The organism is Shewanella sp. A22, from assembly GCF_053850585.1.
In genome coordinates, this window is the sequence record NZ_JBSQBN010000065.1 from 1 (window position 1) to 25,025 (window position 25,025).

Consider the following 25,025-nt stretch of genomic DNA (forward strand, 5'->3'; position numbering starts at 1 on the left):
AGTGATCCTCGGTAACAAGCTCCTGCGTTACTCTACCTCCAGCATCTGACCGCCATGGATGGTGGGAATGTCTTATTTTTTATGGAAAAAAATAGACCATGCAGTCGTATTTTGAAAGCATCTAACGGAGCATAAAGGACTTTGAAACCCGCCAGAATGGCGTCTCTCAGGTATTCCACTTCTGTGTTACATCGATTTAAAAGGCAACAACCATTTCTACATCAATCTGCCTTGAATTGAAAAACCTGAGAGACTCTGAACTGACCAGATATTTAATGAGATTGGTATTATATCTATCTGTGATTGCATATGGCAGGAAAACAAAAGAGAAAAACCTTAGAAAGGTAACCGTTGAAATACACGTTAAAGCACCAAAATCACAATGGTGCTTTAACGATCAATATTACTTCAACACTAAACTGTTGGCCATGCGTTCAAGTGTTTCAGAGGGGACTTTACCAATCGCCACAACTTCAAGCGTGCCGACTTTAACGACCACCATAGATAATCCATTGCGCGTCAGTAACTCATTCGGCATTGGGTTCTCACCCGCTCGGGCAACATAAATCGAAATATTTGCCAAGCCATCGGTTAACGCCACATATTCAACGGGTTCATGAATGCCAATTAACCGATGATGATCGCGAACTACAACATCAAACCCTTCTGGCAACCAAGTAAACTGCCAATTTTTTCCATCTGTACGTTCTGCTTGATTCATCACAGCTGGCCATTCTTGCTTAGCCGCTTCAATTAAAATATTCGCGGGTTCAGCCAACTCAATTAATTCAATAACCATGGTTTGTTCAAGCAGTTGCTTTTCTTTATTAAGCGTATCAAAACGTAATGGCAAATAAGTGTCCATATCGATCCATACTTGAGCATCATAACGATTGTCGTCATTAGCCAATAAACGGATCATCTGCCCTGGACGTCCAGCAATACGCCCACGGCCACCTATAACAAATTGATAGCCTTTTTCGAGCTGGCTCAAATCTCCAGCTAACGCTGCAGGCCATACTCCCTGAATACGAGGGGCTACAACACTATAAGGCGGTTGGTCATGTTCTATAAACGTAACCGTATTACCCACTCGCACGGCATTTTTTGGGGGGCCATTAAGATATTCAAGTAAAGCGACTTCTTGGTTGTCAACAATGCCATGAATGTAAACAAGTGGACGAATATGATCGGCTTGAAGCTGAATAATAGAGGTTTTAAACTGTTTATCACGCATCGCTTGGCTCATATTATTAAGCCAAGCTTTTGCAGATAAATCGACTTCAGCGTGTGTTGGAAAGGTTAACACTAACAGTGCTAGCAGGATAAGGCGCAAGCTAACTCCTAAAATGGTAAGGCAAGGTTTTGCCGATTGATTATGGATTTACCACAGCATCTTGCACGCTATTATCATCAACCGCAACTCCTGGATTTAAGCGTTGCTGTAACATATGATCTTGAATATAAGCATTTATGCGACGGCGTTGCTCCATAACTTGTTCATTAGAATAACTTTGTTGATTCTGTACCGCACCGGTTTGGTAACTTACTGGAGATACACTTCCAACTAAAGGACGCGTCATTAGCACAGGTAATGGTGACTCGGCATCATTAGTCTGGTTATAATTTTGCACTCCCACAATCGCAACCATAGCAACTGTTGCTGCAATGGCATATTGACCAAACTGTTTAAAGAATGGCACCACATTTGAACTCGAAGCCGCAGGCTGTTGTGTTACAGCAGGTTCAACTGATGGTTTTACTTGAGGCGCAATAATTGTTGGTTCAAGTTCAATTGCTGCAGAGATGCTGGCAAAAAGGTCTAAGTCAATGGTTGCTGGCATTTCGCCGCGCATTGCATCGCCTATCATATGATAGCGTTGCCATTCTTCATGCGAATCAACGTCAGCAGAAAGTTGTGCCAATGTTTTATCATCGGTTTCACCATCAACTGCTGCAGATACCCATTCTTGACTTGATTTAAGCATTATTCACCTTTCTAAGGTTAAGGCTGTTACTTTTCCAGTAGAGGCTGGAGCTGTTTGTCGATTGCTTCTCGAGCACGAAAGATACGCGATCTTACTGTGCCTACAGGGCAATCCATTATATTGGCAATATCTTCATAACTCATTCCGTCTAACTCTCGGAGTGATATGGCCATTTTTAACTCTTCAGGCAGAGTGTCGAGCGTATCGAAGATCACTTTACTCATTTGATCTTTCATTAATAATCGCTCTGGTGACGCAAACTCTTTTAACGCATCACTGCCTTCATAATATTCTGCATCTTCTATATCGACATCATTTGCAGGTGCTCTTCGCCCTTGCGATGTCAGATGGTTTTTTGCGGTGTTTACCGCAATACGGTACAACCAAGTATAAAATGCACTTTCACCACGAAAATTTGCTAACGCTCTATATGCTTTAATAAAGGCTTCTTGGGTCACATCTGCAACATCCGCTTGGTTGCGAACATATCGAGAAATCAAACTCATCACTTTATTTTGATACTTCAGCACTAACAGGTTAAATGCATTTTTATCGCCTTGCTGTACTCGTTCAACTAATTGTTGATCACTATATTGTCCACTCATCCGAGCCGACTACTCCTAAATCTGTAATACTGATTTCTCAGTCGCTCGAATCCTGTTCATATAAGTAGACCTACTGATATGAAAAAAGTTCGATATTGAATTAAAAAAAATTAATTAATTTTGCCTACACATTAAATATCTAAGCAAAATCACAATAAAACTTACTGTAAAAGTACCCTACCTAAGTAATTTGATTTACTATGATTGAACCACTAAGCCACACCATGATACCTGATGAAACAAGCAGTTGAACACCAATCTGACATTTTGGTCATCGGCAGCGGCGCTGCAGGACTAACTTTAGCACTACATCTTGCTGAAAAATCAAAAGTAATTCTTCTTTCTAAAGGCCCATTATCTGAGGGCTCAACTTTATATGCTCAAGGTGGAATAGCCTCCGTTTTTGATGAAGGCGATACCATAGAGTCACATGTTAACGATACCTTAATCGCTGGCGCTGGATTATGCGATGAATCTGTTGTGACATACACCGCAAAAAATGCCAAAAGCGCCATGCAATGGTTAATTAATTGTGGCGTCTCGTTTGATAAAGAAGAAACATTCGCTGGAGATGATAACAGCAAGGCTCCTTATCACCTTACTCGTGAAGGCGGTCATAGCCACAGGCGCATTTTACATTCCGCCGATGCAACAGGCAAAGCCGTTCAAACCACATTACAAGAACGCGCTCTATCTCATCCCAATATACAAGTATTAGAACGATACAACGCCATTGACTTAATTACGACTCGAAAACTACATCGTTCGGGTAACAGGGTTCTTGGTGCATATGTGTGGAATCGAAATGAAGAGCATGTTGAAACCATTAGAGCAAAATTTGTTGCATTAGCAACAGGCGGAAGCTCCAAAGTTTATCAATATACCTCTAACCCCGATATTGCCAGTGGAGATGGAATTGCAATGGCGTGGCGTGCAGGTTGCCGCGTTGCCAATATGGAGTTTAATCAATTTCATCCCACGTGTTTATTTCATCCGAATGCACGAAACTTCTTATTATCAGAAGCCCTTCGCGGTGAAGGTGCTTATTTACGTCGCCCAGACGGAAGTCGCTTTATGCCCGATTTCGATGAGCGAGCTGAACTGGCTCCTAGGGATATTGTTGCCCGCGCAATTGATTATGAAATGAAACGCTTAGGCGCAGACTGTGTCTATTTAGACATCAGCCATAAACCCGCTGAATTCATTATTAAACACTTTCCAACCATTTATCATCGTTGTTTAGAATTTGGCATTGATATTACTAAAAATCCTATCCCTGCAGTGCCCGCGGCACATTACACCTGCGGCGGCGTGATGACCGACTTGCATGGTCAAACCGATATTAATGGTTTGTATGCCATTGGTGAGGTGGCTTACACAGGGTTACATGGGGCAAACAGATTAGCCAGCAATTCATTATTAGAATGCTTAGTCTTTGCGCGTGCAGCATCACATGATATCGAAAGCCAATTGCACAAAATACCTATGCCCAGCCCAATACCCGCATGGGACGAAAGTAAAGTGACCAACTCTGATGAAGAAGTTGTTATTGCTCATAATTGGCACGAATTACGGCTATTTATGTGGGATTATGTTGGTATAGTGCGCACAGATAAACGATTGGAGCGCGCGTTAAGACGATGCTTAATGCTGCAACAAGAAATTGAAGAATATTATTCAAATTTCCGCGTTAGTAATAACTTATTGGAGCTGCGTAATTTAGTGCAAGTTGCAGAGCTTATTATTCGCTGTGCAATGGAAAGAAAAGAAAGTCGAGGTCTTCATTATAATATTGATTATCCAGAACTCATTGACAATCCTAAACCGACTATTTTACAACCCAGCAATTAATCCTAAACCTTTAATGGTTTAATAAAAGACGGCACAGATTACGATACGCTGTGTCGTCTAACATATCACTCCACACCAATAGTAATCGCTGCTCGCCCGTTTGTTGCTGTAAATAAATTACGCACAGTAATGGGCTTACAAACGCTTTCTTGGTCAAGGTAACTTTATGAGGGAGTGTATTTACACCTAATAATAATGATCCAGCTCCTTTATCCCCCAAAGTAAACACACATCGCCAACGGGATATTTTACGCCAAAAATGCGCAAAGATTACAATAGTGATAATGAATAACAAGATTTGAATAATGTGAAATATCAAGGAGGGGTAGTCAGGCCAAGCAAGAAAACTGCTTAATATTATTGCCAAAGATACGCACAAAGCTGCACGTTGTAAAAATGAAGCACTCAACGCAAACTGTTGCATTTGAGTGCTAGTATTCAGTAACGAATCAACTGAAGGGCTAAGGGGCTGCTCTTCCACGCACTTTAACTATCATGTCAGCTAACAAGGGATCTTGGCATTGCTCATGCCCCATAAACCAAGAAAATAACTCTGGGTCTTCACACTCTAATAAACGAATAAACGTGCTTTTATCATTATCTGTCATTGCTTCATATTGGGCTTCGACAAAGGGTTGAAACAACACGTCTAATTCTAACATTCCGCGACGGCACGCCCAACGTACACGAGCTATATTCATTAATTCCAACACAAATCTCCTGATGTCTATATTACACACTATACCAATCACATTTGTTATTTTTGTCGCTCAGAGCGCCTAAAATGTTCAATTAAAGTGCATTAATATCGTAATAGTTGTCCCGTTTAGTTAATGCAACGCAGTAGTGTAATGCTTGAAACACTCCCTTGGATGGGGTAAATCATTTTACTCTGTGTTGAACCGTTCTGACGTAAAAAGACCATGCCATCAGATCTTCACCTTAATTAAGAATAATATTAATTCCCGTTGCAAAACCCGATAATGAATCCGATTTGGGTATTAACTATACGGTTTTCCAATCTTGTACTTGCTGATTTCGTCCAGCAAATAAATCACCAAAATCAGTCGCTAATAATGATTTTACTGCTGGATGTTGGATCATTCGTTCAGCAAACATCACATGGTACTCTTCTTTAATATCGGTGGTTTCGCCAAGCAATATCATTCCATGAGACAGTATATCATGACGATAAATAGACGGTGCGACAAAAATGCCTCGATTAAAATAACCAAAAGCTTTCATCATCTCAGCATCATCGAACTCACCTAAAATACTCACATCGAGATTTTTCTCTGCAAACCAACGATGCAACTGTTGACCAAGCGAGGTCCGTTTACCTGGGATAAGTAATTTACGTTCCTCTAAGCAAGCAGGGAATGGCAGTGTTGAAGCTTCTGCAGCAAAAAAGCTGACGCCACATTCACCAAGTTTTTTTGATAAAATCTCAGGGAATCTCAATGAACCGCCGGCACAATCAGATAAAATCATATCTAACTTATGCTCACGTAAACGCTCAATCAAACTATCGTGAGTAGACTCATAACAAGCCAAATGCACCGACCCGTCACTAGGAATAACTGTCAACAATACTCTACTGACCAAGGCTTTAGATAGAGCATCAGCAATACCAACTTCGAACAGCAATGATTTATCTTTTTGATAATTGAGTAAATCGAGCATCTCATAACTTAAGCTAAACATCTTATCCGCATAACGAAATACCAATTCCCCTAAGTCCGTTGCTTCTAAATTACGGCCAACACGCCTAAACAACGTCCCTTGCAAACGTTCTTCTAACGCGCGAATTTGGCCTGTAATGGTTTGCGGCGCCAAACATAAAGCTTCGGCCGCTTTGGTGACCGAGCCTTTTTTCTGTACCATCCAAAAATAATATAAATGGTTATAATTTAAATGCTGCATATCAATCACTAACCTAAAAAAATCACTCAACCTACTATAGCAAATAAACCGTTAGTTCCCTTGTACATTAATAGATAACACTAATTATCACATCCCTCAGTCGATGCTTAACGCATAAAAAACGCAGCTAAATTGCTGCGTTCTCATACAGTAATAATAATTTATATCTGGGTTATGGGCCAGATAAGTCCCAAAATGACAACACCTAGGGCCTGTTAAGCTGAGCATTTATTTAACTAAAACCTGCGACAAGTTAATACCACACAGTGCAAGATCAAAACGCTTTGCTAACCACTTTTGCCAAACTTGGGTTATTTAATACTGCGACTACAGTCCATTAAACTCGTAATCACTAATTCTAGTTCATTGCTATTATTTACATTGTTTAATGATACTTGCTCCGTTAATGCTGACACCATTTCAGATTTTACCGCTATATGGCTAGAACAATAGTTCACATTCGCCGTTTGATAACGCTTACCTGCGCGATATTTTAATGCCCTAGATTCATAATCATTCGGATTAATTCTTTTCTTAGCAAGGTTGTCTCGGTACATTAATGCACCATCGACTACACCTTCTAAATAACTTTGGCAAGTTGACGACTCTGATGATTTTAGGCAAACATTAAACGAGTCGGCAGCGGCAGGTAAAGTAATACCAGCCATTAACAGCCCTAATATTAGTTTAGTCAGTTTCATGATGTCCTCCTGATTTAGGCAGTACCTTGGCTAACCAAAAATAACCAATTACTGCGGCAAATAATGAGCCAGTTAAAATCCCTAATCTTGCGTAATCACCAAATGCCACTGGCGAATGCTCAAATGCTAACGAAGCAATAAACACAGACATGGTAAATCCGATACCACACATCACCGCAACAGGGACGATGTGCCTCCAGCCAATGCCCGGAGGCAATTCAGCCAGTTTACATTTCACTGCGAGATAACTAAACAACAGCACGCCTATCGGCTTTCCTAATAACAGCCCCATAATGATGCCTAACGTGATCGGCTCAGCAAATGAATCCAAAGACATATTGGTTAATGGTAAACCAGCATTAGCAAACGCAAACACAGGTAAAATCATAAAGGTGCTCCATGGGTGTAACTTATGCTCTAAATGCTCCGATGGTGAAGTGCCATCTTTTGCTCGTAATGGTATGCAAAATGCGATAATCACCCCTGCTAACGTAGCATGTACACCCGATTTCAATACTGCCACCCACAGCACGAAACCAATTACTGCATAGGGTAATATTGAACTTACACCTTTACGATTAAGCCCAACCATGAGTACGATAGAGACCGCTGCAATAATTAAGCTCGTCATTGACAAATCGGTACTGTAAAACAAAGCAATAATAACAATGACACCTAAATCATCAATAATTGCCAACGCTAATAAAAACACTTTCAATGCCACAGGCACTCGATTACCCAATAGCGCCATAATACCTAAAGCAAACGCAATATCTGTCGCTGCTGGAATCGCCCAACCAACTTGAGTTTCTGGGTTGGTATAGTTAAATACAAGATAAAATAAAGCAGGAAATACCATACCGCCAATTGCGGCAAAACTTGGCAATGACGCTTTCGCTACACTTGATAATGCACCTTCTAAAAGCTCACGCTTAACCTCAAGACCGATAAGTAAAAAGAAAAGCGCCATTAAACCATCATTAATCCAAAGCAATAGCGGCTTATCAATATCTAAGGCTCCGACACGTAATTGCACTTCGGTCCCTAAAAAACCTTGATAAAGCCCCGCTAAAGGTGAGTTAGCTAATAGCATTGCTAAGGCCACCGCGACCATTAGCAGAATGCCACCAGCCGACTCTTGGCTTAAAAAGTTTTTAATTGCACGTTCCATATAACACTCCTAAATAATCAATAAAGGGAGTCTATCTGAATAGTTCAAACAATGATAATCGATTCTTTCTGCTATATAACTCGGTATTTCCGAGCTATCAAAACCCAATTAATCATAAAACCCATCAAATTAAAGTTAACTGGCCTAAGGATTTGCAGAGCTTGATTAGGTATAATTATCAAAAGAAAAAAGGAATTGAGTTAAATGAAACAGTATTTAGAATTGTGTAAACGTATTGTCGATGAAGGCGAATGGGTAAATAATGCACGAACAAACAAAAAATGCCTGACTGTCATTAATGCCGATTTAGTCTATGACGTTGGCAACAATCAATTTCCTTTAGTGACCACCCGAAAAAGCTTTTGGAAATCAGCAATAGCAGAAGTGCTAGGTTATTTACGTGGCTATCAAAATGCAGCCGACTTTAGGGCTTTAGGCACAAAAACTTGGGATGCTAATGCCAACGAAAACCAAGCTTGGCTTAATAACCCAAATCGAAAAGGTCATGATGATATGGGCCTAATATACGGGGCTCTTGGACGCGCATTTCCAAAACCCACCGGTGGTCATGTAGATTTGCTTAAACAAATTGTTGATGACCTCAGTAGTGGAATAGATAATCGAGGCGAGATTTTAACCTTTTATCATCCAGGGGCGTTTGAGCTTGGCTGTTTGCGCCCTTGTATGTACGAGCACCATTTTTCACTATTAGGTGATACTTTATACCTTAACAGCACCCAACGCAGCTGTGATGTTCCTTTAGGGTTAAATTTCAATATGGTACAGGTATATGTACTACTTGCATTAATGGCACAAATTACTGGCCATAAACCAGGTAAGGCATACCATAAAATCGTTAATGCACATATTTATGAAGACCAACTTGCTCCGATGCGCGATATTCAATTATCCCGAGAACCATTCGACTCGCCGAAATTAATCATTAATCCAGAAATTAAAAGCTTAAAAGATATCGAAACATGGGTAACTTTGGATGATTTCAGAGTTGAAGGTTACGAGCATCACGACGCAATTAAATACCCTTTTGCAGTATAGGACTAGTTAAATTATTTAACAAAAATGCCTTTGTCCAACGCATGGAACAAAGGCATTTTTATAACAGATGATCACGTTAGCTCAATAATAATTTAAGTCCGACTACGACAAGTAAGCATGCAAATATTTTTTTCAATACCGGTGTAGGCCAAGTACTTGCAGCTTTTACACCAAACGGGGCACACAGCATTGAGCTAATAATAATACCCATCAAAGCTGGCAAGTAAATAAACCCAACTGAACCCTCGGGTAAATTAGGCACATCGTAACCAGCAATAATATAACCAACGGTTCCAGAGATGGCGATAAGCATACCTGTCACCGAAGATAACCCCACAGCTTGACGCATTTGTAACCCACAATAACTTAAGAATGGCACTAACAATACGCCACCGCCAATTCCCATTAAACCAGCAATTAACGCAATAATAGTCGATACAATTAGCAACACAATAAAACTGGGTATATTGCCACCAGTTTTAACTTTAAATGGAAATGCCATTTGCACTGCCATTAACACCACAAAAACAGCAAATGTCTGTTGTAAATCATCCGAGGCAATTTGTTCAGACACAAATGCCGATGCTAAAGAGCCAATGACAATACCAGGAAAAATAGGTTTGAATAGCTCCCAAGGTACATTACCACGCTTATGATGAGCGGTTGCAGATGACATGGAAGTCAAAATAATTGACGCCAGCGATGTTGCAATAGCAACCTGTATGATCTGTGATGAGTCAACCCCAACAGAGGGTAAGATATACAATAATGCGGGCACAATAACGAGCCCACCACCAATCCCCAGCAGCCCGGCTAAAAAGCCCACCACGGAACCTAAAACAAGACAAATCACAAATACCTGCAGCAAACTATCCACGATAATATCCTTACATATAATACTGACTAAGTGATAAATTGAAGTGACAGCAGCCCATCACGATCACCAGCGATTCCATTGCTAATCTACATTAACTAAATCTAATAAATTATGGGTTTGCAAGAAACGGGCTAACACACTACGGACTTGGTTGCCATTTGACTGTTGTAAAATAGTGTCCAATAACGCCATTAGCTCTTGCTTTGATACTCGTCTTAATAAAAAATTAATCTTAGCTAAGCTGCCTTGATTCATACTGAGCTTGTTATATCCCATTGCAACAAGCAGTAATGCACCATAAGGTTCGCCTGCCAACTCACCACAAACACTTACATCCAAATCATATTGTTTGCAGTCATCAACGGCTCGTTTAAGTGCACGAAGAATCCCTGGATGATAACTGTCAAACAATGAACTTACACTCGGATTATTGCGATCGACTGCCAGTAAATATTGAGTTAAATCATTACTACCCACAGACACAAAATCGACCCGTTTGGCCACATCTTGTAACTGGTATAATAATGCAGGCACTTCAAGCATAACGCCAACCTTTGGCCTCACTAAAATAGTATTAAGCTCTTGGTTTAGTTCGGTAAATGCTTGCTCAAGATATTTTAACGTTTGGTCTATTTCATCAAGATTACTGACCATAGGAAGTAATATTTGCAACTGATTACCATTACCAGCAGCTTGCAGCATCGCCCGCAGTTGCACTAAAAATAACTCGGGATGATCCAGAGATAACCGAATACCACGCCAACCTAGAAATGGATTATCTTCTTTTATCGGAAAATACGGTAACGGTTTATCACCGCCCACATCCAAGGTGCGCATTACAACGGGTCTATTACCAGCAGCACTCAACACTTGGCGATACACGCTTATTTGCTCACTCTCACTAGGAAAGCGTTGATGCAACATAAAGGGAATTTCAGTTCGATACAGACCAATACCATCAGCACATTCAGCAATTTCAGATGCGATACCACTCAATAAACCTGCATTTAAATACAAATGGATCCGCTGACCATCAGTCGTCACAGAAGGCAGGCTTAATTCAGCAGAAAATTGCTTTTGTTTTTCAACATCGGCATCAATCAGTAATTGGTACTCTTCAATTACTGCTGGCGATGGCGATACCAATAACTGACCACGATTCGCGTTCAGCACTAACAGTTTTTGATCGATGTCGATTGACAATACATCATCAACACCAACAATGGCTGGTACACCCAGTGCCCGAGCCAAAATAGCCGCGTGGGCGTTAACGCCGCCAAGTTCAGTGACAATACCCGCGAGTTTCTGTCGAGGAAACTCAGCCAATAACGTCGCATCTACTTCTTTAGCGACCAAAATAACCGGTTTTTCAGGTTCTAACTCTAAACGACCAGGCTCAATCAGTTGTCGAAGTAATTTTTGCCCCAGTTCGCGAATATCACTGGCGCGCTCCTTAAGATAAGGGTCTTCCATCGCCAAAAACTGTTCGATATACCGAAGTGAAACTCGGCTTACCGCTGACTCGGCCTTCCAACCTAAAGCCACTTCACGGCTATACTCACCACCAAGGCTAGAGTCATCCAGTAATAATTGAAATGCAATAAAGATAGACGCGACATCAGCAGATTTTTCGCGCTCAAAACGTTGCGATATTGATGAGAGCATATCTTTACAACGATGGACAGCCAGTTTTAAACGTTGAATTTCAACATCAATATCAGCACAAGTCATTTCAGGCTGCTCAAGAGAAATGACACCGCCTAAAACCAAACCATGCGCAATTGCAATACCGCTTGATGCATTGATACCACTAAAAACAACTTGTTGTTGTACATTAGTTACCGTGGCTTTGTGCTTCAAACTGCGTACAACAACCGCGAGCTGAGCGGCTAAGGTCATTAAAAATGCTTCTTCACTTTCGCTGAACTGTCGGGCTTGAGGTTGCTGCACCACAATGACGCCAACAACCTGCTTCTGAAAAATGATCGGTACAGCCAGAAAAGCACGGTACTCTTCTTCTGCCGCTTCGGGGAATAATTTGAATCGGGGATGTATACGAGCATCGGCAAGATTAACAGGTTCTTCACGCTCGGCAACCAAGCCAACTAAACCTTGAGATAACGGCATACTCACGCGGCCAACAGCAGACTTTTCAAGCCCATCGGTGGCAGACAACACTAAATGTTGCTGTTCAAGGATATAAATAGAACAGCAGTGAGTGGCCATCGCTAACCGAGTTTGTGTCACTAATATATTTAATGCACTCTCAAGGCTGTTTGCTCTGGCAACAGCTTGAGTGATATCCCTGAGCATATTTAACACTGTTTCAATCCTCTTTGAAATCAGTTAACTCCGTTGTTTGCTTCGTTTCTTATTAAACTCGCGCGTTTGCAGCGCTAATGTCGTCGATGCAAACTCTTTCATCACTTTTCTATATACATCGCGCTTAAAAGACACCACCTGCCGAACAGGATACCAATAACTCACCCAACGCCAATCATCAAACTCAGGATGCCCAGACGAATTGAGATTAATAGTATTGTCGTGACCTTTTAATTGTAGTAAAAACCATTTCTGTTTTTGGCCAATGCAAACAGGTTTGCTTTCTTGGCGAACCAAACGCTTAGGCAAACGATAACGTAACCATGAACGAGTGGACGTTAAAATTTGAACATGCTCTGGTCGAAGCCCCACTTCTTCATAAAGCTCTCGGTACATGGCTTCTTCAGCTGATTCGCCATCATCAAGCCCACCTTGTGGAAACTGCCATGAATGTTGACCAAAACGTCTGGCCCACATAACTTGCCCAAATTTATTACAGATAATGATGCCCACATTTGCGCGAAAGCCGTCGCTATCAATCACATGGACTCCAAAATTAACAAATGTTATATCGTCTGATTGTTTCACAAAGCATGCCTATCGGCAAACCTCTATTTACTGTGGATAATTGAATAACAATGTTAAATAATCAAAATTATCAACAACTGAATTACTTTGCCTTGTGGATTATCCACAAAATCTGTGGATATCTCTGTTCGAAACTTTGGTAAAGCTTGATAACAACACAAAATACAGCCATTTCACCGTTAACAACAAAACTAAACAACAACAATATAAATAATACAAAACAGTAGCTTAACTAAATTTAGGAATAAGAAAAGTCAGCGACCACCTATTATGGTCAAAAAACATACTCTGCGAATTAAGATTACCAACTACTGCTTTAGCAACTGAAGTTATACACAAATAACAAGACATTTTTTAAATTAAACCGCTTAAAAAGCCATTTTATTGCGTTGACTTGCTGTTTTTAATCGGTTAAAGACAGCTTTTTTAACAGTTATTCATTAAATCTGTGGATAACTATGTGCGCAATACTAGGGAAAAACGAGTGTAACTCGGGACAAGTTTACACTAAAAACAAATATGGATATAAAATTTAATTTAAAACAATGCATTAGAGATCAATTCAAACAAATAACTTTGACTACATCATTCAGGGTTAATTTTTAACCACCTTAGTTGTAATCATCATAACTTGTTTTCATTGGATATAACTTGCTAGCATAACCTGAAAGATATCTTTTCATCGGCTTATACATTTTTTAAAGGCAAATACCCATTCATGGCAAAATCCTCCCCCTTAAACCTCGATGAATTAATGTACAGAGCGCACAACATGGCGGGCATTCGGTTAGCCGACATCGCCGCAGATAACCATATCCTTGTACCCAAAGATTTGCGTCGTGATAAAGGTTGGGTTGGCCAATTGATTGAATCTGAACTAGGAGCGCTTGCTGGTTCAAGGCCAGAACAAGACTTCCTGCATTTGGGCGTTGAACTAAAAACGATCCCAATCGATCGCAAAGGAAAGCCACTTGAAACAACCTATGTCACGGTAGCGCCACTCGTTAATATACAAGGCATGACCTGGGAAAACAGTTTGGTTTACCATAAATTACAACAAGTATTATGGGTCCCTGTAGAGGGAGAGCGAACGATACCGCTAGGAGAACGTCGTATAGGCACACCAATACTATGGCAACCTAATCCAACACAAGCGAAACAATTGCAACAAGATTGGGAAGAAATAATGGAGCTTATTGCTCTCGGCCAAGTGGACAAAATTACCGCGCGCCAAGGTGAAGTATTGCAATTACGCCCAAAGGCGGCTAACAGTCAAGCGCTTACCGACAGTATTGCAGCAGATGGGAGCATTCAACTATCAAATCCTAGAGGTTTTTACCTTAAAATTGATTTTACTCAGCAAATTTTAACCAATGCATTTTCATAAACAGCCATCACAATCGTGTTTTATGGATTTTTTGTTTAAAATTGGTACAAAATTCACCTTAAACTGCAATAGCCACATACCTTGGTTTTATTAATAATATTAAAAAACTTGCGCTAGAGCACATATTTCTTCACATATATTGATCTAAATCACAAATAAACTATCACAAGTGAGTCGTTCTTCTATACACTACCCACCTTAAATAATAAGCATTCGGGCAACCACATTCTCCGTGAAAGCACGCCGTCAAACTCAAAAATTATTGTTCGCTATTTTTGCCTGGTGTGTAGCAATGGCATCTTTCGTTTTTTTTCGCTACTCACAATCATCGCAACTACCTGAATGGGCGATCGGAAATGCTGACTTAGCCACACTGGCCATATTTATGGGCTTTGTGTTTGGTGGATTGCATTGGATGTCAAATCTGATTGCTGATTTTAGTGCCATCAGTCGTTTACCCTATCTGTTTTCTGTCATGTTTAAAGGTTTATTTTTATTGCTCGGTGCGACAACCTTGGCCTATGTCACCCAATTTCTAAACATGTGGGCCATTGAAAATCACATGGTGACATTACGGCAAATGCTCACCGTGCAGATAATTTATAGTCCTTCCTTCCAAGCATTAGTGGTATATCTTGTTGTTGTTAGAGTGAGCTTGGCATTTATTGAACAAATGTCGCTTTTAGTTGGACCTAAAGTATTACTTAACATTGGCCTAGGTAAATATCACAAGCCACGATACGAACAACAGTTGTTCTTATTTATTGATATGGTGTCATCTACCGCTCACGCGGAAACCTTAGGCGATTATCGTTTCAGTCGTTTGATCCAAGACAGTTTTAGTATGCTTGCTGACACAGTCACAGATAATGAAGCTGAAATTTATCGCTATATGGGTGATGCGGTATTGATCCACTGGCCTTTAGAGCAAGGAATAAAACAAGACCGTTGCATGAATATTTATTTCGAATTTTGTCAGCAATTGCAATGGCAAAGACATTACTTTGAACAACAATACGGATTTGTGCCTAAATTTAAGGCGGCAGCACATTGTGGTCAAGTGGTCGCGGCGGTAGTCGGTGTTCATAAACAAGAAATAAGTTTCTTTAGTGATGTCCTTAATACGCTAGCAAGACTGCAAGATCAATGTAATCCCCTCGGCCAAAGAATGTTGTTATCAGGCGATGTTGTGCATCGATTAGAGCAGCAAAATAGTCAATACAATCTAACTGATCTAGGCCCTATAATACTTAAAGGTAAGCAACACCCTCTGGAAGTGTACGGTGTTGCCCCTGTTAAACTTTCTCATTAATCTCACGCTTGAGCTAATAACTTTTTCTGGATCGCTGTACCTAACGTTCTAAAAGTCGAAATACGGCTAGTCGTTTGGCGCCACACCAAACCAATCTCTCGGTAAGGTGCTTCACCAGGAGGGTCAATAGCAATCAAATCGGTATCGTGCAATATGCCTGTATCGATCGCCATTTGCGGTAAAAAAGTGGTGCCCAACTTGCTGTTTACCATTTGCACCAAGGTGTGCAAGCTAGTAGCGGCAAACGGATTAACCTTAGCGCTATCGCCAAGCTGACAAGCGGTAATAGCGTGCCCAGTAATACAGTGCTCAGCTTGCAATAAAAAAATACTTTCATCGGGCATTTTTTGATAATCAATTGGTTGAACAATCTCAGCCGACAATTCTTTATGCATCACCATTTTAAACGGATCAATACCCACTTTCATGCTGTGAAAACCGCTGGTATCGACAGGTAGAGCCAATATTAATAAATCTAACTCACCTTTAGCCAATGCATTCAACAGTCGTTCAGTCGTATCTTCCTTCAATAGTAGGCTGAGTTTAGGGTAATCTTGCTGACATAATTTAACCACACGACTTAACAAAAATGGCGCTATAGTCGGAATACAACCTAAGCGAATTTCGCCGGTCATTGGTTCACCTTGGTTTTTTACTAACTCAACTAAATCATCAACGTTAGTCAAAATATTACGAGCTCGTTCAACAACTTCTTCACCAATAGCCGTAAACATGAATGATTTATGGTCTCGTTCAATAAGCTGATACCCCAGTTGCTCTTCAAGGTTTTGAATGCCACTCGATAATGTCGATTGACTCACAAAACACATCTTGGCTGCACGATTGAAATTTTGCTCTTGATGTAAGTTAACCAAATAATAAAGGTTTTTAAGGCTTGGAAGGTTTTTCATATAAACGATTACCATTATCTATGTTAATTCAAATAGTGAATTAAATAATTCAAAATAACAAGCTGTTAATGCGCATCCACACATAAAAAATGCCCCTTTTTATAGAGGCATTTTAATCACGCGATGTTAAGTTTAAGAGATTGTTAATCAGTACAACACTAGATAGTGATGTTTCCGATTACACTTTGGCTTCTAAATACACTTTCAACTGTTGTAAGTCTTCTGCTGCATGTTCGACGATTTCCATCAGCCATATTTTATGCTCTACTTCCCACTTATCATCTTCACCGTGTTGTAATAACTGCGAATAATGCTGAATGCGTTTTAGGCCAACCGACCCTGCAGCGCCTTTAAACTTATGGGCTTCTGCGCATAAAGTATCTTTTTCATTCGCATCTCCAGCTTTTATTAAGCTACTGACATACTCAGGCATTAGCTGCTCGAATAACACTACGCTTTTTAATAATGTTCCAGCACCAATAGCACTGATATACTGCTCAAGCGTATTGAGATCCAATATTGAGTCTAACTGCGTTGTGACCATAATGGCGCCTCTATCAAAGATCTAACTCTATAAAATTACAAACATAATACCGAGTAAAATACCCTATGCAAGAGTTGCCAATATTTAAGCGCTATTTAATGCCAAAAAGTCACACTTGTTTAACATAGCTGCTCAACGGGTATTACCAACGTTTAAAAAACCCTCACATTGGTAATATTTTGTCCAATTACTGGCAATCATATTCATCAGTGTCACTCTTTATCGATTTTCTTTGTAAATTTATCAATTAAATCATGAATAATGAGCCTATCGCACTGTACTAGGCAGTCATACTTTGATCATATGATAACGCACTACCTTGACCACCAAAGTCGCGTAACTCATTAACAATAGCAACCAAGCCATCCCAACGAAAAGCACACCAATCGGGCGCGAGTAATAATGGTTTTTTAGCATAAGCAGTCACGCGATGAAAAATAATATCTTTTGGAGTATGGCGAATTAATTTTGCCGCTTCAGAAGCATATTCCTCGAGGTTCATCAGTGGCATAGGATTATAGCGCCATTGTTTAGCCATTGTGCTACCGTCGACAATATGGAGCGGATGGAGCTTTAATCCATCAACGCCAATGCCTAATACGGTTTGTAAACTGTTAAAGTAATCGGCTGATGTTTCCCCTGGTAGCCCTAAAATCAAATGGGTACATACTTTAATTCCTCGCGCGCGGGCCTTTACAACCGTTTGCCGGTATTCGGCGAGTTGGTGACCGCGATTAATTCGTTTTAACGTATTGTTATTAGCCGTTTGTAACCCTAGTTCGAGCCACACATCAATACCTTGCTGCTGATATTCTATAAGTAAATCCAAGACCTCATCGGGTACACAATCAGGCCGAGTACCAATGTGAAGCCCAACAATATCAGCATCTTCAATGGCTTGGTCATATTTTTGCTTAAGGACTTTATATTCATCGTAAGTGCTGGTGTAGGCTTGAAAATAAGCAATATATTTTGCAGCTGGTGTGGCAGAATCGGCCAATATAGAGGAGCACTTTTTAGCGGCTTGGGCGCGAGTTTTTCCCTCAGATAATTGCACTGAAATAGGCAGTTCATTACCTTGAGGGTGACTAAAAGATTCCACATTACAAAAAGTACAACCGCCTATCCCTAAGGTTCCATCGCGATTTGGGCAAGTAAATTGAGCATCTATTGTTAATTTTTTAATCCGTTGGCCATACAAACGTTTGCAATACACACCAAACGTATTAACGTAGTCATCTAAACCCACAATTTACTCTCATCATCACTACAAAGTTCGACAGTTTAGGCAACTGACAAACGCTTGTCTTGGTGCTAAATCAATAAAAGAGTCTATCAACACCTGTAGGCAGTCAACTTGTGCACTAACTCAAAAAATGTTTAAAACAATTTTCGCTATTTACGCATCAAATAAAATGAATACTTAGTCATTTAGAATAATTTTTTACCCACAGACTGTATGCGAAATAAAATTCACTATTTTTATTTAAAAATCAATGATGACTCATTGTTATAAAAAAGTAATCAGTTGTTTGAATTTTTTCTAAAATTCTTTTTATTCATAGTGTTATAGCTCAAAATTTACAGTTTACGTTAACGTAAACTTTGTAAGGTATTACGTTTTTCCACTCGTCACATTTAGGTTTGTTGCATTTTTTTGGTTTGACCTTTATTCATTCTCGGTTTAATTTGAATGGTTCGGGTGCATATCTATGGATATTCTTCAAATTTACCCCGAGTCGTATCTAGTAGAGGTTTAGGGGGTTTTTTGTATGAGCTTGTATCATCCCAGTTTTGAGCGTGACAATTGCGGATTTGGTTTAATTGCACAAATGGATGGCGACGCGAGTCACCGTATTGTGCGTACCGCGATTCATGGTCTCGATCGAATGAAACATCGTGGTGGTATTGCAGCTGACGGACGCACAGGTGATGGCTGTGGTCTATTAATGCAAATGCCTACAGGTTTTTTTGAAGCTATTGCTGCAGAGAATGATTGGCATTTAAGCCGAAAGTTTGCGGTAGGCATGTTATTTCTCAGCCAAGATACACAACGCGCTGATGAAGCTAAGTTTATTTTAGAAAAAGAATTACAACGAGAAACACTCAGTGTTGCTGGTTGGCGAAAAGTGCCAATTAATCCAGATGTATTAGGGGAGATTGGTCGGGGAAGTTTGCCACAAATATACCAAGTGTTGATTAACGCGCCTGTGGGATGGCGTGAAAAAGATCTTGAACGTCGCTTATACATGGCGCGTCGACGTCTTGAGCAGCAAATAACCGATGACAAAGACTTTTATGTTGCTAGCTTATCTGGCCAAGTTATTGTCTATAAAGGTTTAATGATGCCAGCCGACCTGCCATCATTTTATACAGACCTTGCTGATATTCGCTTAAAAAGTGCAATTTGTTTATTCCACCAACGCTTTTCAACCAATACATCGCCTAAATGGCCATTAGCTCAACCGTTTCGTTATCTCGCTCATAATGGTGAAATCAATACCATTACAGGTAATCGCCAGTGGGCTAGAGCCCGTGCTTATAAGTTCAATTCGCCCTTGTTGCCAGATTTACAACAAGCGGCACCTTTTGTTAACGAAACCGGTTCAGACTCCTCTTCTTTAGATAATATGCTCGAAATGCTGTTGTCTGGCGGAATGGATTTATATCGCGCCATGCGCTTGTTGATTCCACCAGCTTGGCAATCAAACCCAGAAATGGATGACGAGCTAAAAGCTTTTTATGATTTTAACTCTATGCACATGGAGCCGTGGGACGGCCCAGCTGGCATTGTAATGACTAATGGTCGCCATGCTGCCTGTGCTGTTGATCGTAACGGCCTACGCCCTTCTCGCTACGTTATAACCAAGGATCGTATCCTCACCTTAGCGTCTGAAGTCGGTATTTGGGATTATGCTGCCGATGAAGTGATTGAAAAAGGCCGGGTTGGCCCAGGTGAATTATTAGTATTAGATACTTTAAACGGTCGCTTGTATCATTCTTTTGAAATTGATAACGACTTAAAACGTCGCCATCCTTATAAAGAATGGATGTCAAAAAACAGTCAGACCTTGATCCCCGCGGAGGATATGGCTCCTACCAAACAAGGCTCAAGTGGTTTTGATAGCAAAACACTACTTCAGTATCAAAAACAGTTTGGTTTTACCCGTGAAGAACTAGAACAAGTGATTTGGGTGCTTGCTAGCAAAGGTGAAGAAGCCATTGGTTCAATGGGTGATGACACGCCTATGGCGGTATTGTCGAAAAAATCGCGTTCATTGTACGATTATTTTCGCCAGAAATTTGCTCAAGTCACTAACCCACCAATTGATCCGTTACGTGAAAAACACGTTATGTCATTAGCCACTTGTGTCGGTCGTGAACAGAATCTATTTAGCGAAACCACAGGTAACGCTTATCGGGTCATGTTTAACTCGCCTATTTTGCTATTCAGTGACTTTAACCAATTACTGGGTTTAGACAGCACGAATTATCGTGCAAACACGGTTGACCTCAATTACGACGATCATGAAAACTTAGAGCAAGCTATCCGTCGAATTACCGATGAGGCAGAACGCTTAGCCCGAAGTGGTACAACATTGTTAGTGTTATCAGACCGTGCCGTAGCTAAGAATGCACAAGTGATTCCTGCTGCCATGGCTGTAGGCTCTGTGCAAACACGGCTTGTCGATAAGAGCTTACGCTGCGACACCAACATAATTGTTGAAACGGCTTCTGCGCGCGACCCACATCACTTTGCGGTATTACTCGGCTTTGGTGCGACAGCTATTTACCCTTACCTTGCCTATGAATCTATTTCTGCGATGGCAAAACAACAGCTAGTAGACGATGTAACCCCGTTAATGCTGAACTTCCGTTATGGCATTGAAAAGGGTTTGCGTAAAATTATGTCGAAAATGGGTATCAGTACTGTTGGATCTTATCGTTGTAGCCAACAGTTTGAAGCCGTTGGTTTAGCTAGTGATGTTATTGAATTATGCTTTAAAGGCGTGATTAGTCGTATTGAAGGTGTCAGTTTTACTCATATTGCTGATGATCAGAAAACCCTTCATACAGCAGCCTACCGCGCTCATTTACCTTTGCCTCAAGGTGGTTTACTTAAGTATGTGGAAGGCGGTGAATACCACTGCTTTAATCCAGATGTAGTCAACACCTTACAAGTATCATTAAAAGACAAAAACTACGCCGAATATAAAAAGTTTACTCACCTAGTAGACGACCGTCCAGTAGCAACCTTGCGTGACTTAATTGGCATCAAAGGACAACTTGAAGCGGTTGAACAAGACACTGTAGAAGGCGCAGAAATGCTCTACCCTCGCTTTGATAGCGCAGCCATGAGTATCGGTGCATTAAGCCCTGAGGCGCATGAAGCGTTAGCCGTTGCGATGAATCGTCTTGGTGGACGCTCAAATTCTGGTGAAGGTGGCGAAGATGCGCGTCGTTTCAATAGCGAACGTAATTCAGCCATTAAACAAATTGCATCGGGTCGATTTGGGGTTACCGCGCATTACTTAGTTAACGCTGATGTACTGCAAATTAAAGTCGCTCAAGGTGCTAAACCTGGAGAAGGTGGGCAGTTACCTGGGCATAAAGTCAGTGTTGAAATTGCAGGGCTTCGCCATGCTCGTCCGGGTGTGACCTTGATTTCACCACCACCACACCACGACATTTACTCAATTGAAGATTTAGCTCAGCTGATTTTCGATTTAAAACAAATTAATCCAAAAGCCTTGGTATCGGTCAAACTAGTGTCTGAACCGGGTGTTGGCACCATTGCAACTGGTGTGGCAAAAGCTTATGCCGACATGATTACAATCTCAGGTTACGACGGTGGCACAGGCGCAAGTCCAATCACCTCAGTAAAATACGCAGGTTCTCCTTGGGAACTTGGTTTAGCGGAAGTGCATCAGTCGCTAGTCGCAAATGGTTTACGTCATAAAATTCGTTTGCAAGTGGATGGCGGATTAAAAACCGGCACCGACGTGATTAAAGCGGCGTTATTGGGTGCAGAAAGCTTTGGCTTTGGTACCGTGCCAATGATTGCACTTGGGTGTAAATACTTACGTATTTGTCATCTTAATAACTGTGCGACCGGTGTAGCAACCCAAGATAAAAACTTACGTGAAAACCATTATCACGGCTTACCAGAACGCGTCATGACCTACTTTGAATTTGTGGCTCAAGAAGTACGTGAGTGGATGGCTGCATTAGGGGTCACTCGTTTTGAAGAGTTAGTAGGAAGAAGTGACTGGTTATATGCGCTTGAAGGTAAAACCGACAAACAATGCGGTTTAGATTTAACGCCAATTTTGTATCAACCTAAAGTGCAGCCAAATTCATCACTGACGTGGAAAGAAACTAATCCGCCTTCTGATGTTGGCCAGCTCAATCAAACCTTATTAGGTGACTGCCGAAATGCAGTTGAAACAGGCGAACCGTTTTCTTATCAATATCAAATCAATAATACCGATCGCTCAGTAGGTGCAGCACTGTCTGGATTCATCGCTACGACCGTTGGCGTGGCAGGAGCAAAGCAACCATTAACCCTCGGGTTTAACGGTAGCGCAGGTCAAAGCTTTGGCGTATGGAATAGCCCCGGCCTTGAGCTTAAACTGTGTGGCGATGCCAATGATTATGTTGGTAAAGGCATGTCTGGTGGGAAAATCGTTATTCACCCACCTATTGGCAGCCCATTCCAAAGTGAACGAAGTGCAATTATGGGTAATACCTGTTTGTATGGTGCCACGGGCGGTAAATTATTTGCTGCAGGTCAAGCTGGCGAGCGTTTCGCGGTTCGTAATTCAGGTGCAATAGCTGTAGTTGAAGGAACTGGAGATAACGGCTGCGAATATATGACAGGTGGGATTGTTGTTATCCTCGGAAAAACAGGGGTTAACTTCGGTGCGGGTATGACAGGTGGTTTTGCCTATGTATTTGACCAATTTGGTCGTTTCAATCGCCGAGTTAACACCGAAATGGTCGATACACAAAAATTAGAATCAACTATCCACCAGCAACATTTAAAGGGTCTGATCGAATCTCACTATGCAGAAACAGGCAGTGAGCACGCTCATATGATTTTAAGTGATTTTGGAAACTGGTTGGATTGTTTCGTATTAGTTAAACCGAAGAATATAGCCGTTGCTGACCTGCTTAAGATTGAGCAGAAGAGTCCGGAACTAGTGGTAAAGGCAGGATAATCATGAGCAATGACTTTCAATTTATAGAAGTGGGTCGAGCCGACCCCATTAAACATGAAGCAAAAAAACGTGCTACACAATTTATTGAAATTTATCAGCCGTTTACGCAACCAGAAGTAAAGGAACAAGCCGACCGCTGCCTTGACTGTGGTAATCCATATTGTGAGTGGAAATGCCCATTGCATAACTATATCCCTAATTGGCTGAAACTAGCCGAACAAGGACGCATTATGGAAGCGGCGGATTTAGTACACGAAACCAATACACTTCCAGAAATTTGTGGCCGAGTATGTCCACAAGACCGTCTATGCGAAGGCGCTTGTACCTTAAACGATGACTTTGGTGCTGTAACCATTGGTAATGTTGAAAAATACATTACCGATACAGCGATTGCCCAAGGATGGCGACCTGACATGACTCAAGTCACGCCGCGTAAGGAACGTGTTGCCATTATTGGCGCTGGCCCTGCAGGGCTTGGCTGTGCTGATATACTGGCGCGTAATGGCGTTCAGGCTGTGGTGTATGATAAATATCCTCAAATTGGCGGGTTACTGACTTATGGTATTCCGTCATTCAAGCTTGATAAAGATGTTATGGCTACCCGCCGCTCCGTGCTAGAAGGCATGGGTATAAAGTTCAAAATGGGTGTCACAGTCGGCATAGATGTGAGTTTTCAAAGCCTGTTAGATGAATACGATTCGGTATTTCTTGGTATGGGTACCTACACGGCCATGAAAGCAAAACTACCCAATGAAGATGCTCAAGGCGTGATTCAAGCGCTACCGTACCTTATTGGTAATACCCACCACATTATGGGTTCCAAAGATGATGCGACACCATACTTAAACCTTGAAGGTAAAAATGTGGTCGTACTTGGTGGTGGTGACACCGCAATGGATTGTGTGCGCACCGCAGTACGTCAGGGTGCTAAAAGCGTCACCTGCGCTTATCGTCGTGACGAAGCGAATATGCCAGGCTCTCGTCGTGAAGTACAAAATGCCCGCGAAGAAGGGGTCAATTTCTTATTTAACCGCCAACCTGTGGCCATTAAATCTGAAAATGGCCAAGTGGTTGGAATCGAATGCGTTGAAACCCAAATGGGTGAAGCCGATGCCAGTGGCCGTCAACGTGCTGAAGTGATACCAGGCAGTGAACAAGTACTTGAAACCGATGCGCTTATCATCGCCTTTGGCTTTCAGGCTAGTCCGGCCGCTTGGTTTAGCGACTTTGGCATCGAAACCAACGAATGGGGATTAGTTAAGGCCAAGAAAACCGATGACAATCCATTCCAAACCACTAATCCAAAAGTGTTTGCTGGTGGCGATATGGTTCGTGGATCTGATTTAGTGGTTACAGCTATTGCAGAAGGTCGCGATGCCGCACTGGGGATTTTAAACTATTTAGATTAACGGCTAATTAGCCTGTAATGAATTACAGGCTAATTATACCAATCCTATTAAATATGTGATCTTTCAGCGGGAGTTCAAAGTGCTGTAGGCAAGGCAGATGATTGAAGCGAATAGTGATCCTCGGTAACAAGCTCCTGCGTTACTCTACCTCCAGCATCT

General features: G+C 41.3%; 20 protein-coding genes. 6 read left to right on the top strand and 14 right to left on the bottom strand.

Going from position 1 to position 25,025, the window contains the following annotated elements; translation table 11 throughout:
* Positions 1-403: 403 nt before the first annotated feature.
* The 3 genes from ACWXWT_RS12600 to rpoE are packed head-to-tail and all read right to left on the bottom strand — an operon-like array spanning position 404 to position 2,593.
* Positions 404-1,336 carry a MucB/RseB C-terminal domain-containing protein gene (locus ACWXWT_RS12600; RefSeq protein WP_456041927.1) on the bottom strand — a complete coding sequence of 311 codons (933 nt, stop codon included), beginning with the start codon at positions 1,334-1,336 and terminating at the stop codon, positions 404-406.
* Between the two features lie 40 nt (positions 1,337-1,376).
* Entirely contained in the window at positions 1,377-1,988 is a 612-nt protein-coding gene (locus tag ACWXWT_RS12605; protein ID WP_456041928.1) for a sigma-E factor negative regulatory protein, read from the bottom strand.
* Between the two features lie 26 nt (positions 1,989-2,014).
* Positions 2,015-2,593 carry an RNA polymerase sigma factor RpoE gene (gene rpoE / locus ACWXWT_RS12610; RefSeq protein WP_456041929.1) on the bottom strand — a complete coding sequence of 193 codons (579 nt, stop codon included), beginning with the start codon at positions 2,591-2,593 and terminating at the stop codon, positions 2,015-2,017.
* Positions 2,594-2,827: 234 nt separating this feature from the next.
* Here rpoE and nadB point away from each other — a divergent pair, with 234 nt between their 5' ends.
* Complete coding sequence (gene nadB, locus ACWXWT_RS12615; RefSeq protein WP_456041930.1) at positions 2,828-4,444, top strand: L-aspartate oxidase; 1,617 nt, start codon at positions 2,828-2,830, stop codon at positions 4,442-4,444.
* Positions 4,445-4,454: 10 nt separating this feature from the next.
* On the opposite strand, the gene ACWXWT_RS12620 is transcribed toward nadB, so the two are convergent.
* The 5 genes from ACWXWT_RS12620 to nhaA all read right to left on the bottom strand — a co-directional run bounded on the left by ACWXWT_RS12620 (position 4,455) and on the right by nhaA (position 8,239).
* Positions 4,455-4,868 (bottom strand): protein YgfX, encoded by a 414-nt coding sequence (locus ACWXWT_RS12620; RefSeq protein WP_456041945.1) that lies wholly within the window; start codon positions 4,866-4,868, stop codon positions 4,455-4,457.
* 37 nt (positions 4,869-4,905) lie between these two features.
* The gene (locus ACWXWT_RS12625; protein WP_456041931.1) at positions 4,906-5,154 is read right to left on the bottom strand and encodes an FAD assembly factor SdhE; all 249 of its coding nucleotides are present in this window, start codon (positions 5,152-5,154) and stop codon (positions 4,906-4,908) included.
* Positions 5,155-5,449: 295 nt separating this feature from the next.
* Entirely contained in the window at positions 5,450-6,367 is a 918-nt protein-coding gene (nhaR, locus tag ACWXWT_RS12630; protein ID WP_456041932.1) for a transcriptional activator NhaR, read from the bottom strand.
* Positions 6,368-6,678: 311 nt separating this feature from the next.
* Positions 6,679-7,068 carry a hypothetical protein gene (locus ACWXWT_RS12635; protein ID WP_456041933.1) on the bottom strand — a complete coding sequence of 130 codons (390 nt, stop codon included), beginning with the start codon at positions 7,066-7,068 and terminating at the stop codon, positions 6,679-6,681.
* Positions 7,055-8,239, bottom strand: coding sequence for a Na+/H+ antiporter NhaA (gene nhaA, locus ACWXWT_RS12640; protein WP_456041934.1), 1,185 nt, complete (start codon positions 8,237-8,239; stop codon positions 7,055-7,057). Before nhaA ends, ACWXWT_RS12635 begins: the two co-directional genes overlap by 14 nt.
* 204 nt (positions 8,240-8,443) lie before the next feature.
* Here nhaA and ACWXWT_RS12645 point away from each other — a divergent pair, with 204 nt between their 5' ends.
* The gene (locus tag ACWXWT_RS12645; protein ID WP_456041935.1) at positions 8,444-9,295 is read left to right on the top strand and encodes a thymidylate synthase; all 852 of its coding nucleotides are present in this window, start codon (positions 8,444-8,446) and stop codon (positions 9,293-9,295) included.
* Between the two features lie 76 nt (positions 9,296-9,371).
* On the opposite strand, the gene ACWXWT_RS12650 is transcribed toward ACWXWT_RS12645, so the two are convergent.
* The 3 genes from ACWXWT_RS12650 to rppH form a co-directional block, all read right to left on the bottom strand.
* Positions 9,372-10,172, bottom strand: coding sequence for a sulfite exporter TauE/SafE family protein (locus ACWXWT_RS12650; protein WP_456041936.1), 801 nt, complete (start codon positions 10,170-10,172; stop codon positions 9,372-9,374).
* Positions 10,173-10,253: 81 nt separating this feature from the next.
* Positions 10,254-12,494 carry a phosphoenolpyruvate--protein phosphotransferase gene (ptsP, locus tag ACWXWT_RS12655; RefSeq protein ID WP_456041937.1) on the bottom strand — a complete coding sequence of 747 codons (2,241 nt, stop codon included), beginning with the start codon at positions 12,492-12,494 and terminating at the stop codon, positions 10,254-10,256.
* A 24-nt stretch (positions 12,495-12,518) separates the two neighbouring features.
* A complete protein-coding gene (rppH, locus tag ACWXWT_RS12660; protein WP_456041946.1) occupies positions 12,519-13,037 on the bottom strand; it encodes an RNA pyrophosphohydrolase in 519 nt (172 codons plus the stop codon).
* Positions 13,038-13,800: 763 nt separating this feature from the next.
* Between rppH and mutH the strand changes: the two genes are divergently transcribed.
* Positions 13,801-14,469 carry a DNA mismatch repair endonuclease MutH gene (mutH, locus tag ACWXWT_RS12665; protein WP_456041938.1) on the top strand — a complete coding sequence of 223 codons (669 nt, stop codon included), beginning with the start codon at positions 13,801-13,803 and terminating at the stop codon, positions 14,467-14,469.
* Positions 14,470-14,761: 292 nt separating this feature from the next.
* Positions 14,762-15,781: an adenylate/guanylate cyclase domain-containing protein gene (locus ACWXWT_RS12670; RefSeq protein ID WP_456041939.1), complete on the top strand. Its 1,020-nt coding sequence runs from the start codon at positions 14,762-14,764 to the stop codon at positions 15,779-15,781.
* Between the two features lie 2 nt (positions 15,782-15,783).
* On the opposite strand, the gene oxyR is transcribed toward ACWXWT_RS12670, so the two are convergent.
* The 3 genes from oxyR to ACWXWT_RS12685 all read right to left on the bottom strand — a co-directional run bounded on the left by oxyR (position 15,784) and on the right by ACWXWT_RS12685 (position 18,485).
* Positions 15,784-16,692: a hydrogen peroxide-inducible genes transcriptional activator OxyR gene (gene oxyR / locus ACWXWT_RS12675; protein ID WP_456041940.1), complete on the bottom strand. Its 909-nt coding sequence runs from the start codon at positions 16,690-16,692 to the stop codon at positions 15,784-15,786.
* A 178-nt stretch (positions 16,693-16,870) separates the two neighbouring features.
* Positions 16,871-17,236 carry an Hpt domain-containing protein gene (locus tag ACWXWT_RS12680; protein WP_456041941.1) on the bottom strand — a complete coding sequence of 122 codons (366 nt, stop codon included), beginning with the start codon at positions 17,234-17,236 and terminating at the stop codon, positions 16,871-16,873.
* 280 nt (positions 17,237-17,516) lie between these two features.
* Entirely contained in the window at positions 17,517-18,485 is a 969-nt protein-coding gene (locus ACWXWT_RS12685; RefSeq protein ID WP_456041942.1) for a TIGR01212 family radical SAM protein, read from the bottom strand.
* Between the two features lie 523 nt (positions 18,486-19,008).
* Between ACWXWT_RS12685 and gltB the strand changes: the two genes are divergently transcribed.
* Both gltB and ACWXWT_RS12695 read left to right on the top strand, forming a co-directional pair.
* Entirely contained in the window at positions 19,009-23,457 is a 4,449-nt protein-coding gene (gene gltB, locus ACWXWT_RS12690; RefSeq protein WP_456041943.1) for a glutamate synthase large subunit, read from the top strand.
* 2 nt (positions 23,458-23,459) lie between these two features.
* On the top strand, positions 23,460-24,866 hold the full coding sequence (locus tag ACWXWT_RS12695; protein ID WP_456041944.1) for an FAD-dependent oxidoreductase: 1,407 nt from the start codon (positions 23,460-23,462) through the stop codon (positions 24,864-24,866).
* Positions 24,867-25,025 lie beyond the last annotated feature (159 nt).